Origin of the sequence: Micromonospora sp. GCM10011542, from assembly GCF_042650685.1 — a bacterium.
Lineage (GTDB): Bacteria > Actinomycetota > Actinomycetes > Mycobacteriales > Micromonosporaceae > Micromonospora.
This window is the reverse complement of record NZ_JBHSBO010000061.1, coordinates 121,245-136,470: the sequence shown is the minus strand read 5'-3', so window position 1 is coordinate 136,470 and position 15,226 is coordinate 121,245. Positions and strand designations below refer to the sequence as shown.

At 73.0% G+C, this 15,226-nt stretch carries 11 protein-coding genes; 8 read left to right on the top strand and 3 right to left on the bottom strand.

The features are described from left to right. The first annotated feature begins 13 nt into the window (after positions 1-13). Both ACFOW4_RS26110 and ACFOW4_RS26105 read left to right on the top strand, forming a co-directional pair. Positions 14-352, top strand: a complete 339-nt coding sequence (locus ACFOW4_RS26110; RefSeq protein WP_377532745.1) for an ArsR/SmtB family transcription factor — start codon at positions 14-16, stop codon at positions 350-352. Then, positions 349-2,007, top strand: coding sequence for a SulP family inorganic anion transporter (locus tag ACFOW4_RS26105; RefSeq protein WP_377532468.1), 1,659 nt, complete (start codon positions 349-351; stop codon positions 2,005-2,007). Before ACFOW4_RS26110 ends, ACFOW4_RS26105 begins: the two co-directional genes overlap by 4 nt. A gap of 140 nt (positions 2,008-2,147) precedes the next feature. Here ACFOW4_RS26105 and ilvD read toward each other — a convergent pair whose 3' ends face one another. Next, positions 2,148-3,995, bottom strand: coding sequence for a dihydroxy-acid dehydratase (gene ilvD / locus ACFOW4_RS26100; protein WP_377532465.1), 1,848 nt, complete (start codon positions 3,993-3,995; stop codon positions 2,148-2,150). Positions 3,996-4,106: 111 nt separating this feature from the next. Here ilvD and ACFOW4_RS26095 point away from each other — a divergent pair, with 111 nt between their 5' ends. From ACFOW4_RS26095 to serA, 5 genes are all read left to right on the top strand, one after another. Beyond that, a complete protein-coding gene (locus tag ACFOW4_RS26095) occupies positions 4,107-6,503 on the top strand; it encodes a putative bifunctional diguanylate cyclase/phosphodiesterase (RefSeq protein ID WP_377532462.1) in 2,397 nt (798 codons plus the stop codon). A 183-nt stretch (positions 6,504-6,686) separates the two neighbouring features. Beyond that, positions 6,687-8,570 carry an acetolactate synthase large subunit gene (locus tag ACFOW4_RS26090; RefSeq protein WP_377532460.1) on the top strand — a complete coding sequence of 628 codons (1,884 nt, stop codon included), beginning with the start codon at positions 6,687-6,689 and terminating at the stop codon, positions 8,568-8,570. A 58-nt stretch (positions 8,571-8,628) separates the two neighbouring features. Further along, complete coding sequence (gene ilvN, locus ACFOW4_RS26085; protein ID WP_377532457.1) at positions 8,629-9,144, top strand: acetolactate synthase small subunit; 516 nt, start codon at positions 8,629-8,631, stop codon at positions 9,142-9,144. A gap of 47 nt (positions 9,145-9,191) precedes the next feature. Next, positions 9,192-10,250, top strand: a complete 1,059-nt coding sequence (gene ilvC / locus ACFOW4_RS26080; protein WP_377532743.1) for a ketol-acid reductoisomerase — start codon at positions 9,192-9,194, stop codon at positions 10,248-10,250. Between the two features lie 363 nt (positions 10,251-10,613). Beyond that, positions 10,614-12,212, top strand: coding sequence for a phosphoglycerate dehydrogenase (serA, locus tag ACFOW4_RS26075; RefSeq protein WP_377532454.1), 1,599 nt, complete (start codon positions 10,614-10,616; stop codon positions 12,210-12,212). An 86-nt stretch (positions 12,213-12,298) separates the two neighbouring features. Here the strand turns inward: serA and ACFOW4_RS26070 are convergent, their stop codons facing one another. Continuing rightward, a complete protein-coding gene (locus ACFOW4_RS26070; protein WP_377532452.1) occupies positions 12,299-12,655 on the bottom strand; it encodes a hypothetical protein in 357 nt (118 codons plus the stop codon). A 377-nt stretch (positions 12,656-13,032) separates the two neighbouring features. Continuing rightward, complete coding sequence (locus tag ACFOW4_RS26065) at positions 13,033-13,878, bottom strand: FAD:protein FMN transferase (protein WP_377532449.1); 846 nt, start codon at positions 13,876-13,878, stop codon at positions 13,033-13,035. A 222-nt stretch (positions 13,879-14,100) separates the two neighbouring features. On the opposite strand from ACFOW4_RS26065, the gene ACFOW4_RS26060 reads away from it, so the two are divergent. Beyond that, positions 14,101-15,132, top strand: a complete 1,032-nt coding sequence (locus ACFOW4_RS26060) for a 3-isopropylmalate dehydrogenase (protein WP_377532446.1) — start codon at positions 14,101-14,103, stop codon at positions 15,130-15,132. Positions 15,133-15,226 lie beyond the last annotated feature (94 nt).

Genomic DNA, 15,226 nt, shown 5'->3' with positions numbered 1-15,226 from the left:
AATGGGGGTGCTCATGTCGGTGCCGCTGTACCAGGCGAAGGCGGAACTGTTCCGCACCCTCGGGCACCCGGTGCGCATCCGGGTCCTCGAACTGCTCCAGGACGGCCCCAAGCCCGTTCGTGACCTGCTGGTGGCGATCGACGTCGAGGCGTCCAACCTCTCCCAGCAGTTGGCCGTGTTGCGTCGCGCCGGCATGGTCACCTCGTACCGGGACGGCCCCCTGGTGATGTACGCGCTCAGCACGCCCGACGTGGCCGACCTGCTGGCCGCCGGGCGGCGCATCCTCGGCGCGGTCCTCACCGACCGGGACGCGCTCCTCGACGAGTTGCGCGCCGATGGACGGGACCAGTGAGTCACCGAGTGCGCGGGTTGCTGCCCGGCCGCGCGGACTGGGCCGCCGTCCGCCGCTCGCCGCGCCGGGATTTGCTCGCCGGGTTGACCGTCGCGGTGGTGGCGCTGCCACTGGCCCTGGCGTTCGGGGTCACCTCCGGGCTGGGCGCCCAGGCCGGCCTGGTGACCGCCGTGATCGCCGGTGCCGTGGCCGCCGTCTTCGGCGGCTCGAACCTCCAGGTGTCCGGCCCGACCGGGGCGATGACCGTGGTGCTGGTGCCAGTGGTGCAACAGTTCGGCCCGACCGGGGTGCTGATGGTCGGCGCGATGGCCGGGCTGATCCTGGTCGCCCTGGCCCTCGCCCGTCTCGGCCGGTACGTCCGGTACCTACCCACCCCGGTGATCGAGGGCTTCACCGCCGGTATCGCAGTGGTGATCGCCCTGCAACAGGTGCCCGCCGCGCTCGGCGTGACCGACGCCGAGGGCGATCGGGTCTGGGCCGTGGCGGCCGACGCGGTCACCCGGTTCGTCGTACATCCTCGGCCGGCCGCCGTCGCGGTGGCCCTGAGCGTCGCGGCGCTGATGTTGATCGGCGCCCGCTGGCGTCTCGGGGTGCCGTTCTCACTGCTCGGGGTGGCCGCGGCGACGGTGCTGGCCGAGGCCACTCCGGTCGAGTTGGTCCGGATCGGCGCCCTGCCGCAGGGGCTGCCCGAGCCGTCGCTGGGCTTCCTCGACCTCGACGCGGTCGGTGTGCTGCTTCCCTCGGCGCTCGCGGTGGCGGCTCTCGCCGCACTGGAAAGTCTCCTGTCGGCCACCGTGGCCGACGGGATGACCGTCGGCGAGCGGCACGACCCGGACCGGGAACTGTTCGGTCAGGGACTGGCCAACCTCGCGTCCCCGCTCTTCGGTGGCATCCCCGCGACCGCCGCCATCGCACGGACGGCGGTCAATGTCCGCGCCGGGGCGTCCTCGAAGCTGGCCGCGCTCACCCACGCCGTCGCCCTCGCGGCGATCGTGCTGGCCGCAGCGCCCCTGGTCGGCCGGATCCCGCTCGCCGCGCTGGCCGGCGTGCTGATCGCCACCACCGTCCGGATGGTCGAGGCCGGCTCACTCTGGGCGCTCGCGCGGGCCACCCGCGGCGACGCGCTGGTCCTCGTGCTCACCTTCGCCGTGACGGTGATCTGGGACCTGGTCACCGCGGTGGCGGTCGGTGTGGCCGTCGCGGTCGTCGTCGCGCTGCGCGCGGTGGCCCGCAGCGCCCGGTTGGAACAGGTGCCGCTGGAGCCCGGAGACCACACCGCCGAGGAACACGCCCTGCTCGCCGAGCACATCGTCGCCTACCGGCTGGACGGGCCGCTCTTCTTCGCCGCCGCGCACACCTTCCTGCTGGAACTCTCGGAGGTGGCTGACGTCCGGGTGGTCATCCTGCGAATGTCCCGGGTGTCGGCGCTCGACGCCACCGGGGCGCACGTCCTCGGGGACGCGATCCGCCGGCTGCGGGGACGCGGAATCACCGTGCTGCTCTCCGGCATCGCCCCTGGTCACGACCAGGTCCTCAGCACTCTCGGGATCGCCGAGGAACTGCGTCACGCGGGACTGGTCTTCCCCGATACCCCCGCCGCCATCCGGCACGCCCGCGGCATCGCCCTGGCCGGGGCGGTCCCCGCAACGCACTGACCGCCTGACCGTGGCCAACCCGGCGAGCCTGACGGCCGGTAGCGGTGGCGTGCGGCGGGCACCTACGAGCGATATGCCGGTGAGTCATATCTATGCCTCCGAGGCATATCTCGTACCTGGCATGCTTCCAACGGTCGAACCTACTCAGGCACCCGGCGGTAGGCGCCGTCGCTGGCCGAGGTGGCCATCGAGGCGTACGCGCGCAGCGCCGCGGACACCGGCCGCTGCCGGTCGGTCGGGGTGTACGGCTTGTCGCGCTTCTCCTCCGCGACCCGTCGCGCCTCCAACTCGTCGGCCGGCACGTTCAGCTCGATCGTGCGGCCCGGGATGTCGATGGCGATCTCGTCGCCGGAGCGGACCAGGGCGATCAGTCCGCCGGAGGCGGCCTCGGGGGAGACGTGGCCGATGGAAAGCCCGGAGGTGCCGCCGGAGAAGCGGCCGTCGGTGAGCAGCGCGCACGAGCGGCCCAGCCCCCGGCCCTTGAGGAACGACGTGGGGTAGAGCATCTCCTGCATGCCGGGGCCACCCTTGGGGCCCTCGTAGCGGATCACCACGACGTCGCCGGGGACGATCTCCTTGGCCAGGATCGCGGTGACCGCGTCGTCCTGGGACTCGTACACCTTGGCCGGGCCGCGGAACGTCAGGCACTCGTCGGGCACTCCGGCGGTCTTCACCACGCAGCCGTCCGGGGCGAGGTTGCCGTGCAGGATGGCCAGCCCGCCGTCGGCGGAGTAGGCGTGCTCCCGGTCCCGGATGCAGCCGCCGGCGGCGTCGGTGTCCAGCGACGACCAGCGGTTGGTGGTGGAGAACGGCTCGGTGGTACGCACCCCACCCGGCGCGGCGTGGAACAACTCGACCGCCGTCGGCGTCGGCGAACCGCCCCGGACGTCCCAGTCGGTCAGCCACTGCGCCAGCGACGGCGAGTGCACCGCGTGCACGTCCCGGTTGAGCTGCCCGGCCCGGTCCAGCTCGCCGAGGATCGCCGGGATGCCACCGGCGCGGTGCACGTCCTCCATGTGGTACTGCGGCGAGTTCGGCGCCACCTTGGCCAGGCAGGGCACCCGCCGGGAGATCGCGTCGATGTCGGCCACGCCGAAGTCCAGCTCCGCCTCGCGCGCGGCGGCCAGCAGGTGCAGCACGGTGTTGGTGGAGCCGCCCATCGCCACGTCCAGGGCCACGGCGTTCTCGAAGGCGGCCTTCGAGGCGACCGCGCGGGGCAGCACCGAGGCGTCGTCCCCGTCGTACCAGCGCTTGGCGATCTCCACGACGGTGCGGCCGGCCTCGACGAAGAGCGACCGGCGCGCGGCGTGGGTGGCCAGCGTCGAGCCGTTGCCGGGCAGCGCCAGCCCGATCGCCTCGGTGAGGCAGTTCATCGAGTTGGCGGTGAACATGCCGGAGCAGGAGCCGCAGGTCGGGCACGCGGAGCGCTCGATCTCGCCGAGCTGGTCGTCGGTGACCGCCTCGTTCGAGGAGGCGATCATCGCGTCGATCAGGTCGATCTTGCTGTGCACGACGCCCTCGATCGCCATCGTCTTGCCGGCCTCCATCGGGCCGCCGGAGACGAAGACGGTGGGGATGTTGAGCCGCAGCGCGGCCAGCAGCATTCCCGGGGTGATCTTGTCGCAGTTAGAGATGCAGACCAGGGCGTCCGCGCAGTGCGCGTTGACCATGTACTCCACCGCGTCGGCGATGAGCTCGCGGCTGGGCAGCGAGTAGAGCATCCCGCCGTGGCCCATGGCGATGCCGTCGTCCACCGCGATGGTGTTGAACTCCCGCCCCACCCCGCCGGCCTCGGCCACCGCGTCGGCGACCAGGCCACCCATGTCCTTGAGGTGGACGTGACCGGGCACGAACTGGGTGAAACTGTTCGCGATGGCGACGATCGGCTTGCCGAAATCGTCGTCGGTCATCCCGGTGGCCCGCCAGAGGGCCCGGGCGCCGGCCATCATCCGACCGTGGGTGGAGGTCTTCGACCGCAGCTCAGGCATGCGTACCAGTCTGGCACCGCCGGCGCGACACCCGCCCGACGTGTACGCCGTGTCCCAACAGATGCACACCCGGTCCTCCACGGCGAGCGCCCATCCGGCACTCTGGAGGGCGTGCACTTCCCCTCGGGCGTGGTCGCCGTCGCGGCGCTGAGCGGGCTCGCCGCCGCCTCGGCCGTCGCGCTTCTGACCGTGGTCGCCCGGCGGCGCGCCGGATCCCGCCGGCCGGCGCACGTGCTGCTCGCGGTGGCCTCCGGGGTCGCCCTGGCCAGCCTGCTGACCGGGGTGCTGGCGGCGCTCGTCGTGCACGAGCACTGGGCGAACGAGCAGGGGCAGCGCACCGGCTGGGCCACGGTGGTCTCGGTGGGCACGGCGCTGAGCGGCGTGATCTTCTCCGCCGGCCTGCTCCGGCTGCCCGGGGTGGCGGCCACGGCGTCCGGGACGGCCCGGCTCGCCCTGGACGGTCTGATCATGGGTACGGCGCTCTGGTTCGTCGGTTGGGTGCTCTTCTCCGAGCCGACCCGACTGCTCGGCGACGCCACCCCGATGGCCTGCCCGCCGATCCTGCTGGCCACGGTGAGTGCCGCGCTCGGCGCCGGGCTCGCCGTCATCGTCGTCTTCCGGGCCGTCGCACCGCGCCGGCGGCTGGTCGCGCTGGGCGCCGGCGTCACGGCGGTCACCGGCGGTGGGCTGGGGCTGGCCGCCGGGCTCTGCCAGGCTGGGCCGACCAGGGCGCTGACCGGCGCGGCAGTGCTCGCGGCCGGCCTGCTGACCTCCGCGCTCGCCGTGTACCGGGCCGACCGTCCCGGGCAGGTCGAGCTGGATCTGATCGGCCGCGACGGCGAGTACGCGCTCGCCCCGATGCTCGCGATGGCCGCCTCGGCGATGTACCACCTGCTCCAGGACGGCCGGTTCACGGCGTTGGGCATCGTGGCCGGCAGTGTGGAGGGCTTCGCGCTGGTGGCCCGGCAGTCCCTCACTCTTCGCGACGTCCGGGAGTACGCCGGCCGGCTGGCCGAACGGGAGGCGCACTTCCGGGAGTTGGCGCACACCGACGTGCTGACCGGCCTGGCCAACCGGCGTGGTCTGCTGCGCGCGCTGCACCGCAGCGCGGAGGCGGGCGCCCCGTGCGTGCTGCTCGGCCTCGACCTGGACGGCTTCAAGAACGTCAACGACATGCGCGGGCACGACGTGGGTGACGCGGTGCTGGCCGAGGTGGGTCGGCGGCTGCGGGGCAACCTGCGCCCAGGCGACGTGGCGGCCCGCCTCGGCGGCGACGAGTTCGCGGTGCTGATGCCCGGCCGACCGGCCGACGCCGACCGGGTGGCCGAGCGGCTGCTCGGGGTGCTCAACCGTGCCTACGACCAGCCGGACGGGCCGGTCTTCCTCTCGGTCAGCATCGGGGTCGCCGGGTGGGCCGGTGAGCCGGACGTGGAGCTGCTGCTGCGCCACGCCGACCTGGCGCTGCGCTACGCCAAGCAGCGGGGCAAGAACCGGATCGAGCGCTACGACGTCGCGTACGACCAGCTGCTGCGCCGGCGTACCACGCTGGAGCACGAGATGCGCGGCGCCATCGAGCGCGACGAGCTGCGGCTGGCCTTCCAGCCGGTGGCCTCGCTGCCCTCGGTGCGCCCGGTGGGAGCCGAGGCGCTGCTGCGCTGGCACCATCCCGAGCTGGGCAACGTGCGCCCGGACGAGTTCATCCCGCTGGCCGAGGAGTGCGGCATGATCGCCACGCTCGGCGCGTGGGTGCTGCACCAGGCCTGCTACCAGCTCTCCCGCTGGCTGGCCGACGGGCACGACGTCTGGGTGTCGGTGAACGTCTCCCCGCGCGAGCTGCACGCCCCGGAGTACGTGGTCCAGGTCGCCGAGGCGCTGCGCGCCCACCACGTGCCGCCGCAGCGGCTGGTGCTGGAGGTCACCGAGCACGCGGTCGCCACCGACCTGGACGAGCTGATCCGGCGGCTGACCGCGCTGCGGCTGACCGGCGTGCGGATCGCGCTGGACGACTTCGGCGCGGGCTACTCCTCGCTGGGGCAGCTGCGCCGGCTGCCGATCGACATCCTCAAGATCGACCACAGCCTGGTGGCGGAGCACGAGCCGGTGCGGCCGGTCGGCCAGGACGGCCCGGCGTTCGCGCCGATGGTCGACATCGTCATGCGACTGGGTCACCAACTCGGGCTCGAGGTGATCGCCGAGGGGGTGACCACGCCCACCGAGTTGGCCGCCGTGGTCGCCGCGGGTTGCCGGTTCGGTCAGGGCGCGCTCTTCGGCTGGGGAGTGCCGGCCGAGCACCTGGAGGCGATGCTGGAGGCGGCCACCTCGCCCGGGGCCCGACCGGCCCCGGTCCCGGCTCCGCTCCCTGCCCCGCTGCCCGCGCCGCGCCGGGGATCCGGCACGTCCGGGCAGGTCAGTTCCGCCGTCGAGGGCGCGTCGGCGGGCGACACGCCGCCCTCCGTTGACCATCATGTGGGATCAGTTGACTCATCGCGTGAGATGCGTCAGGCTTAGCCCCATGTCGTCCCGGTCGCTGCGAGTACTTACCTGAGCGCACTCTCCCTCATCGAGAGTGCGCTGGCCCCGTGCATCTGCACGAGGGCCGTTTTTATTGCCGTCGGAACCTGTCGGGGCGGGCCCCGCCCGCGTCGTACCGCTTGACAAGCCCAGCCACTCCAGCCGAAGGCCTGAACCGCCATGACGAGACCCACGCCAGAGACCCTCGCCCACTCCGCCCGGCGGGCCCGCACGACCGCCGAGCCGGCGCTCGACGCCGACCCCGCCGCCGCCCGCACCGCGGTCGCCCCGGCCATCCCGGCGGTACGGCCATCCGCCCCGGCCCAGGTCTCCGGCGCCGGCTCGCTGGTGCGGTCCCTGGAGGCGCTCGGCGTGGACGTCGTCTTCGGCATCCCGGGCGGCGCGATCCTGCCGGCGTACGACCCGCTCTACGACTCGACGGTCCGGCACATCCTGGTCCGTCACGAGCAGGGCGCCGGACACGCCGCGACCGGGTACGCGCAGGCCACCGGCAAGGTCGGCGTCTGCATCGCCACCTCCGGCCCGGGCGCGACGAACCTGGTCACCCCAATCGCCGACGCGTACATGGACTCGGTGGCGATGGTCGCGATCACCGGTCAGGTGGCGCGGCCGTCGATCGGCACGGACGCCTTCCAGGAGGCGGACATCCAGGGGATCACCCTGCCGATCACCAAGCACAACTTCCTGGTCCAGACACCCGAGGAGATTCCGCGGGTGCTGGCCGAGGCGTTCCACCTGGCCAGCACCGGCCGGCCCGGCCCGGTGCTGGTGGACATCCCCAAGGACGTGCTCCAGGCGCCGACCACCTTCGCCTGGCCGCCGACCCTGGACCTGCCCGGCTACCGGCCCACCCTGCACCCGCACGGCAAGCAGATCCGGGAGGCGGCCCGGCTGATGGCCAACGCCCGCCGGCCGGTGCTGTACGTCGGCGGGGGCGTGCTGAAGGCCGGCGCCACCGACGGGCTGCGCCGGCTGGCCGAGCTGACCGGCATCCCGGTGGTGACCACGCTGATGGCGCTCGGCGCGTTCCCCGACTCGCACCGGCAGCACCTGGGGATGCCCGGCATGCACGGCACCGTGGCCGCGGTCTACGGCCTGCAGAAGGCGGACCTGATCGTGGCGTTGGGCGCCCGCTTCGACGACCGGGTCACCGGCAGGCTGGACTCGTTCGCCCCGGACGCGACGGTGGTGCACGCCGACATCGACCCGGCGGAGATCGGCAAGAACCGGCACGCGGACGTGCCGATCGTCGGCGACGCCCGGCACGTCATCGACGAGCTCATCGCCGCGGTCAGCGCCGAGAGGGCGGCCGGGCACGGCACCGACCTGGGTGACTGGTGGACCCAGCTCGACGACCTGCGCAAGCGCTACCCGCTGGGCTACGAGGAGCCGGCCGACGGCACGCTCTCCCCGCAGTACGTGATCAAGCGGCTGGGCGAGATCGCCGGCCCGGACGCGATCTTCGTGGCCGGGGTGGGCCAGCACCAGATGTGGGCCTCCCAGTTCATTTCGTACGAGAAGCCGTACACCTGGCTGAACTCCGGCGGGCTCGGCACGATGGGCTACGCGGTCCCGGCGGCGATGGGTGCCAAGGTCGGCAAGCCGGACACGGTGGTCTGGGCGGTGGACGGCGACGGCTGCTTCCAGATGACCAACCAGGAGCTGGCCACCTGTGCCCTGGAGGGGATCCCGGTCAAGATCGCCGTGATCAACAACGGCAACCTCGGCATGGTCCGGCAGTGGCAGACGCTCTTCTACAACGAGCGCTACTCCAACACCGACCTCGGCACCCACAAGCACCGCATCCCCGACTTCCTGAAGCTCGCCGAGGCGCTCGGCTGCGTCGGGCTGCGCTGCGAGAACGCCGACGACGTGGACAAGACCATCGCCGCCGCCATGGAGATCAACGACGCCCCCGTGGTGATCGACTTCGTGGTCGGCAAGGACGCCATGGTCTGGCCGATGGTCGCCGCCGGCACCAGCAACGACGAGATCATGTTCGCCCGCGGCGTCCGCCCGGCCTTCGACGAGGACGAGATCTAGTCATGACCGAACGCACCGAGCGCAGCGAGGGCCATGAGGGCATGCCAAAGGAGTCAGAGTGACGATGCACACGCTGTCCGTCCTGGTGGAGAACAAGCCGGGTGTCCTGGCCCGGGTCTCCGGCCTGTTCTCCCGGCGCGGATTCAACATCGACAGCCTCGCCGTCGGCGAGACCGAGAACCCGGACGTCTCCCGGATCACCATCGTGGTCAACGCCGAGTCCTCGCCGCTGGAGCAGGTCACCAAGCAGCTGAACAAGCTGGTGAACGTACTCAAGATCGTTGAGCTGGACCCGCAGGTCTCGGTGGCCCGGGAGCTGCTGCTGGTCAAGGTCCGCGCCGACCGGTCCGAGCGGGCCCAGGTGCTGGAGACGGTCAGTCTGTTCCGCGCCCGGGTGGTCGACGTGGCACCGGACACGCTGACCATCGAGGCCACCGGCACGCCGGACAAGCTGGACGCGCTGCTGCGCGACCTGGAGCCCTTCGGCATCAAGGAGATGGTGCAGTCCGGGCTGGTCGCGATCGGGCGCGGCTCGCGTTCGATCACCGCCGGCCCCGCGCTGCGGGCCGCCTGACCCACCGCTGGGCCCTGCGCAGCGGGCCGCCGCCAACCCATCCGCACATTCCACGACGGGCCGCCCGGGCCGCCGTACGAAAGGGAAGTTTCATGAGCGTTGAGGTGTACTACGAGGACGACGCCGACCTGGGCCTGATCCAGGCCAGGAAGGTCGCGGTGATCGGCTACGGCAGCCAGGGCCACGCCCACGCGCTGTCGCTGCGCGACTCCGGCGTCGACGTGGTGATCGGCCTGCCGGAGGGCTCGAAGAGCCGCCCCAAGGCCGAGGAGCAGGGCCTGCGGGTGGTGACGCCGGCGCAGGCGGCGACCGAGGCCGACGTGATCATGGTGCTCGCTCCGGACACCGCCCAGCGCGGCCTCTACACCGAGTCGATCGAGCCGCACCTCGCCCCGGGCAAGGCGCTCCTCTTCGGCCACGGGTTCAACATCCGGTACGGGCTGATCAAGCCGCCGGCCGAGGTGGACGTGGCCATGATCGCGCCCAAGGGGCCCGGTCACCTGGTCCGCCGCCAGTACGCCGACGGCAAGGGCGTGCCCTGCCTCGTCGCCGTCGAGCAGGACGCCAGCGGCAACGCCCTCGCGCTGGCCCTGTCGTACGCCAAGGGCATCGGCGGCACCCGCGCCGGCGTGATCCGGACGACCTTCACCGAGGAGACCGAGACCGACCTCTTCGGCGAGCAGGCGGTGCTCTGCGGTGGCGCGGCGGCGCTGGTGCAGACCGGCTTCGAGGTGCTCACCGAGGCGGGCTACGCCCCCGAGGTGGCCTACTTCGAGTGCCTGCACGAGCTGAAGCTCATCGTCGACCTGATGTACGAGGGCGGCATCGCCAAGATGCGCTACAGCATCTCCGACACCGCCGAGTACGGCGACCTCTCCCGCGGTCCCCGGGTCATCGACGCGCGGGTCAAGGAGGAGATGCGCAAGATCCTCGGCGAGATCCAGTCCGGCGAGTTCGCCCGGGAGTGGGTGGCCGAGGACGAGGCGGGCCGGCCGAACTTCACCAAGTGGCGGGCCGAGGGTGCGGCGCACCCGATCGAGGAGACCGGCCGGAAGCTGCGCGGCATGATGAGCTGGGTGGACCGCCCGATCACCGAGACCGCCTGACGCGGCCCCACCCCACCGGGACACCGCGACGCGGCCCGCGACCCGACGCTCTCCCCGGCGTCGGATCGCGGGCCGCGGCAGCTCGACGACGGTCGACCGACGCGACGCGATCGAGCCGCTTCGCCAGCCTGGTATCCGGGCCACGCCACCGGGCGCGTCGGGTGAACGTCAGATGGCAGGCGTGCGACGACCCTGTGTGAGGGCGCTCACCCCGCCGTCCGGGACACGCCGGCCATCGGGCCACCTACGATCCCTGATAGGTGCGTAGCCGGCACCTGCACGGCCATGGCCACGGATCAGCGCAGGGCGCAGCGAGGCGTCCGGACGCCCCGGGCCGACCGCATACGACGTCTACGAGGACCGATGAATCCTGTCGTACTGATCGCCGAAGAACTCGCTCCCGCCGCCATCGAGGTGCTCGCCCACGACTTCGACGTACGCCACGTCGACGGCACCGATCGGCCGGCCCTGCTCTCCGCTCTCTCCGAGGCCGACGCGGTGATCGTGCGCAGCGCCACCCAGATCGACGCCGAGGCGATCGCGGCCGCGCCGCGGCTCAAGGTGGTCGCCCGGGCCGGCGTCGGGCTGGACAACGTCGAGGTGCCGGCCGCCACCGCGCGGGGCGTCATGGTCGTCAACGCTCCCACCTCCAACATCGTCTCCGCCGCCGAGCAGGCCGTCGCCCTGCTGCTGGCGGTCGCCCGCAACACCGCCAGCGCCAGCGCGGCGCTGAAGGCGGGGGAGTGGAAGCGGTCGAAGTACACCGGCGTGGAGATCCAGGGCAAGACCGTCGGCGTGGTCGGCCTCGGCCGCATCGGCGTGCTCTTCGCCCAGCGCATCGCCGCGTTCGGCACCCGGCTCATCGCGTACGACCCGTACATTCAGCCGGCCCGTGCGGCCCAGCTCGGTGTGCGTCTGGTCGGCCTGGAGGAGCTGCTGCGCGAGAGCGACTTCATCTCCATCCACCTGCCCAAGACCCCGGAGACGGTGGGCCTGATCGGTGAGAAGGAGCTGGCGGTCGTCAAGCCCGGCGTGCGGATCGTGAACGCCGCCCGGGGCGGGCTGGTCGACGAGCAGGCCCTCGCGAACGCGATCGCCGAAGGCCGGGTCGCCGGCGCCGGCGTGGACGTCTACAGCAAGGAGCCCTGCACCTCCTCGCCGCTGTTCGCCTTCGACAACGTGGTGGCCACCCCACACCTGGGCGCCTCCACGCACGAGGCGCAGGACAAGGCGGGCCTGGCGGTGGCCAAGAGCGTGAAGCTCGCGTTGCAGGGCGAGTTCGTCCCCGACGCGGTGAACGTGCAGGCCGGTGGCGTGGTCGCCGAGGACGTGCGGCCGCTGCTGCCGTTGGCCGAGAAGCTAGGTCGGGCCTTCACCGCCGTCGCCGGCGGGGTCGCCGCCAGCGTCACCGTCGAGGTACGCGGCGAGATCGTCGCGCACGACGTCTCGGTGCTCAAGCTCGCCGCCACCAAGGGGCTGTTCAGCTCGGTGGTCGAGGAGCAGGTCACCTACGTCAACGCGCCGCACCTGGCCGCCGAGCGCGGCGTCGAGGTGGCCCTGGCCACCCTGGCCGAGACGGCCGAGCACCCCACCCTGGTCACGGTGCGCGGGGCGCTGCCGGACGGGCGCACGGTGAGCGTCTCCGGCACGGTCACCCAGAGCGGCGCCCGGGACGTCATCAAGCTGACCGAGGTGGACGGTTTCGACGTGGAGATCGGCGCGGAGGGCATCCTGCTCTTCCTGCGCTACGTCGACCGGCCGGGCGTGGTCGGCACCGTGGGCACCCTGCTCGGCGCGGCCGGCATCAACATCGCGGCCATGCAGGTGGCCCGCCGGGAGGCCGGCGGCGAAACGCTGATGACGCTCACCGTCGACCAGGCGCTCGGCGCCGACCTGCTCAGCTCGGTGGCCGACTCGATCGGCGCGGTCGCGGCCAGCGCGGCGGACCTGCGCGACGAGTAGTCCCAGGCAGCACCACGGGGGGCCCGGCGATCCGCCGGGCCCCTTTGCCGTACGTGGGCTGGTGTCCCGGCCCCGCGTGGACCGGCTCAGCCGGGCAGCCGTGCCGGTGGCGGGTAGACCGACCCGTCCTGGGCGTCGAAGAGCATCAGCCCGTGCTCGCCGGCGAGCCGCTCGATGTCGAGCAGCACCTGGTCCGCACAGGTCGGGTGCAGGTTCAGCTCCACGTGGTCGTGCGCCGCGTGCAGCGGCGCCACCGCCCACGGGCTGTCCGGCCCCGGGTGCCGGTCGGGGTAGGTGGCGGTGATCGCCCGGTAGAAGCCGACGACCCGGGGATCCGGGTACCGGTCGACGTGCTGCCCCTGCCGGCAGCCCTGCACCGCGGCCCGTACGTCCTCGGGCGTCGCCCCGTCCGCCAGGGCCCACACGCTCAGATCGAAACTCACGGCGGACAGCGTGCCATCCGTCGTTCACCATGTCGAAACTGCCTCGCCGCAGGCCAATCCGCGACCCGCCACGCTCGCACCACGACGGTCCGCTGTGGAGACTCTTGCGTCGAGTTGCGTCGATTCGCTAGCGTACCGATGCGGTCACTGGCCGAGCTCGCGGCGCCGGCCCGTCTTCGGGTGGCGCGGTCGACGTCCGACCCGACCGGTCCGCACCCCTCGATTGCGCGAGCCACGCGCACTCGTCGCTGACCGGCCCTCACGATCGTTGCCGAGACCGTGGGGGCCGATCGCGGCCCGAGGAGACCGGCAGGCGGTCGAGGTGCGAATCGGGCCGGAGCACCGCGGTGAGGCGGGCTCGTGCGACGACATCCCGCTCAGCGCCGGTGGGCGAAGAGCGCGCGATAGTCGGAGCCGGCGCGGAACCAGGCCAGCCCGGTCGGGCCCGCGGCGTAGAGCGCGGTGGCGTAGGCGTCGGCGACCGCAAGGTCCGGCCCGACGACGGTCGCGGCGACCAGCTGATCGGCCGGCTCGCCGGTGTGCGGGTCCACCACGTGCCCCCGTCGCCCGGTCACCCCGGAGGTGCCCACCGCGCCGGCGGTCATCTCCAGCACCAGCGGCGCCCGACGTCGATCGGTGGGATGGTGCACCGCCACCCGCCACGGTCCGCCGTGCGGAGCGCGGCCGCGTACCACCAGGTCGGCTCCGGCGAGCACCGCGTAGTCGTGGATGCCGGCGGCACGCAGCCGGGCCGCAGCCCGCTCCACCGCCCAGCCGCCGAGCAGGCCGCCCGGGTCGAAGCCGCCGGGCACCGCCCAGGCGTCGAACCAGCCGTCGGTGGCGGCGCGCATCGCCGCGCAGCGGTCCACCAGGTCGGCCAGCGGCGGGTACGACTCGGGGCTGATCTCGCCCCGGCGCAGTTTGGAGACGAGGCTCTGCGGCTGGTTGGGGCCGTAGGTGAGGTCGATGGCGCGCAGCTCGGCGACGGTGTCGCGCAGCGCCTCGCCGACCCCGCGCCGGCCGAGCCACTCGGGCGCGTTGAGCAGCAGGGTGTACTCGGCGGTCGCGGTGCGGACGGTGTGCTGCACGGCGATGCGGCCGTCGCTGGTGGCGCTGGTCGCGTCGACGCGGTGCCGGCGGGTGCCGAGCCGGAGGTCCGGGCGGCGGCTCCGGAAGGCCGACGGGTCGGGCCAGCGGGTTCGCGGCTGCTCGTCGATGCGCATCACGTGACTCCCTCGCAGTTGGCGCCGCCTCGTCGCGGCCCCGGACACGGGCCCCCGTGACCCGCTGCCCCCACGCTAGGCAGCGAAGATGACTGGACCATGAGTCTGACCTGGGAGGGTCCTGTGCATCGCGTTTCCCAGATTCTGGAAGCCGCGTACCGGGAGCCGGGACGGCGACGTACCGTTGCCCCGACGGAGGCAGCCGAGCAGAGGAGCACGGGCGTGGCACGGATCGCGGTGGTGGCCGGGGACGGCATCGGGCCCGAGGTGGTCACGCAGGCCCGCAAGGTCCTCGACGCCGTGCTGCCCGGTGTGCAGGCCACCGAGTACGACCTCGGCGCGGCCCGCTGGCACCGTACCGGAGAGGTGCTGCCGGACTCGGTGCTGGCCGAGCTGGCCGGGCACGACGCGATCCTGCTCGGCGCCGTCGGCGACCCAACGGTGCCCCCGGGCGTCCTGGAGCGGGGTCTGCTGCTCAAGCTCCGCTTCGCCTTCGACCAGTACGTCAACCTGCGCCCGTCCCGGCTCTGGCCCGGGGTCGCCGGCCCGCTGGGCAGCGTGAAGCCGGGCGAGGTCGACCTCGTGGTGGTCCGTGAGGGCACCGAGGGGCTCTACGCCGGCGCCGGTGGCTCGCTGCACCGGGACACGCCCGCCGAAATCGCCACCGAGGAGAGCCTGAACACCCGGCACGGCGTGGAGCGGGTGATCCGTGACGCGTTCGCCCGCGCGGGCCGCCGGGAGCGGCGCAAGGTCACCCTGGTGCACAAGACCAACGTGCTCACCCACGCCGGGTCGCTCTGGGCGCGTACCTTCGACGCGGTCGCCGCCGAGCACCCGGACGTCGCCACCGAGTACCAGCACGTCGACGCGGCCGCGATGTTCCTGGTCACCCAGCCGCAGCGCTACGACGTGGTGGTCACCGACAACCTCTTCGGCGACATCCTCACCGACATCGCCGCCGCGGTGACCGGCGGCATCGGGCTGGCCGCCAGCGGCAGCATCAACCCCGAGGGGGCGTACCCCTCCATGTTCGAGCCGGTGCACGGCTCGGCGCCGGACATCGCCGGCCAGGGCGTCGCCGACCCGGTCGCCGCCGTGCTCTCCGTGGCGCTGCTGCTGGAGCAGCTCGGTCAGCACGACGCCGCGGCCCGGGTCACCGCCGCGGTCGGCGCCGAGCTCGCCGGCCGGACGCCGGGCGTACCGCTGCGTACCGCCGAGGTCGGCGACCGGCTCGCCGCGCACGCCGTAGCCTGACCGCCCCCGGTCCACCGGCGACGCGCCGGTCCGGCGCGTGCCATCCGGCGTCCTCGATCCGTCCAGGCGGAGCTACCCGCTGAACGACCGTTCG

Excerpts from the sequence above, each read along its gene's own strand:
- ACFOW4_RS26110 (WP_377532745.1), top strand. The coding sequence starts at position 14 with ATGTCGGTGCCGCTGTACCAGGCGAAGGCGGAACTGTTCCGCACCCTC.
- ilvD (WP_377532465.1), bottom strand. The coding sequence starts at position 3,995 with ATGCCTGAGCTGCGGTCGAAGACCTCCACCCACGGTCGGATGATGGCC.
- ACFOW4_RS26090 (WP_377532460.1), top strand. The coding sequence starts at position 6,687 with ATGACGAGACCCACGCCAGAGACCCTCGCCCACTCCGCCCGGCGGGCC.
- serA (WP_377532454.1), top strand. The coding sequence starts at position 10,614 with ATGAATCCTGTCGTACTGATCGCCGAAGAACTCGCTCCCGCCGCCATC.
- ACFOW4_RS26065 (WP_377532449.1), bottom strand. The coding sequence starts at position 13,878 with ATGCGCATCGACGAGCAGCCGCGAACCCGCTGGCCCGACCCGTCGGCC.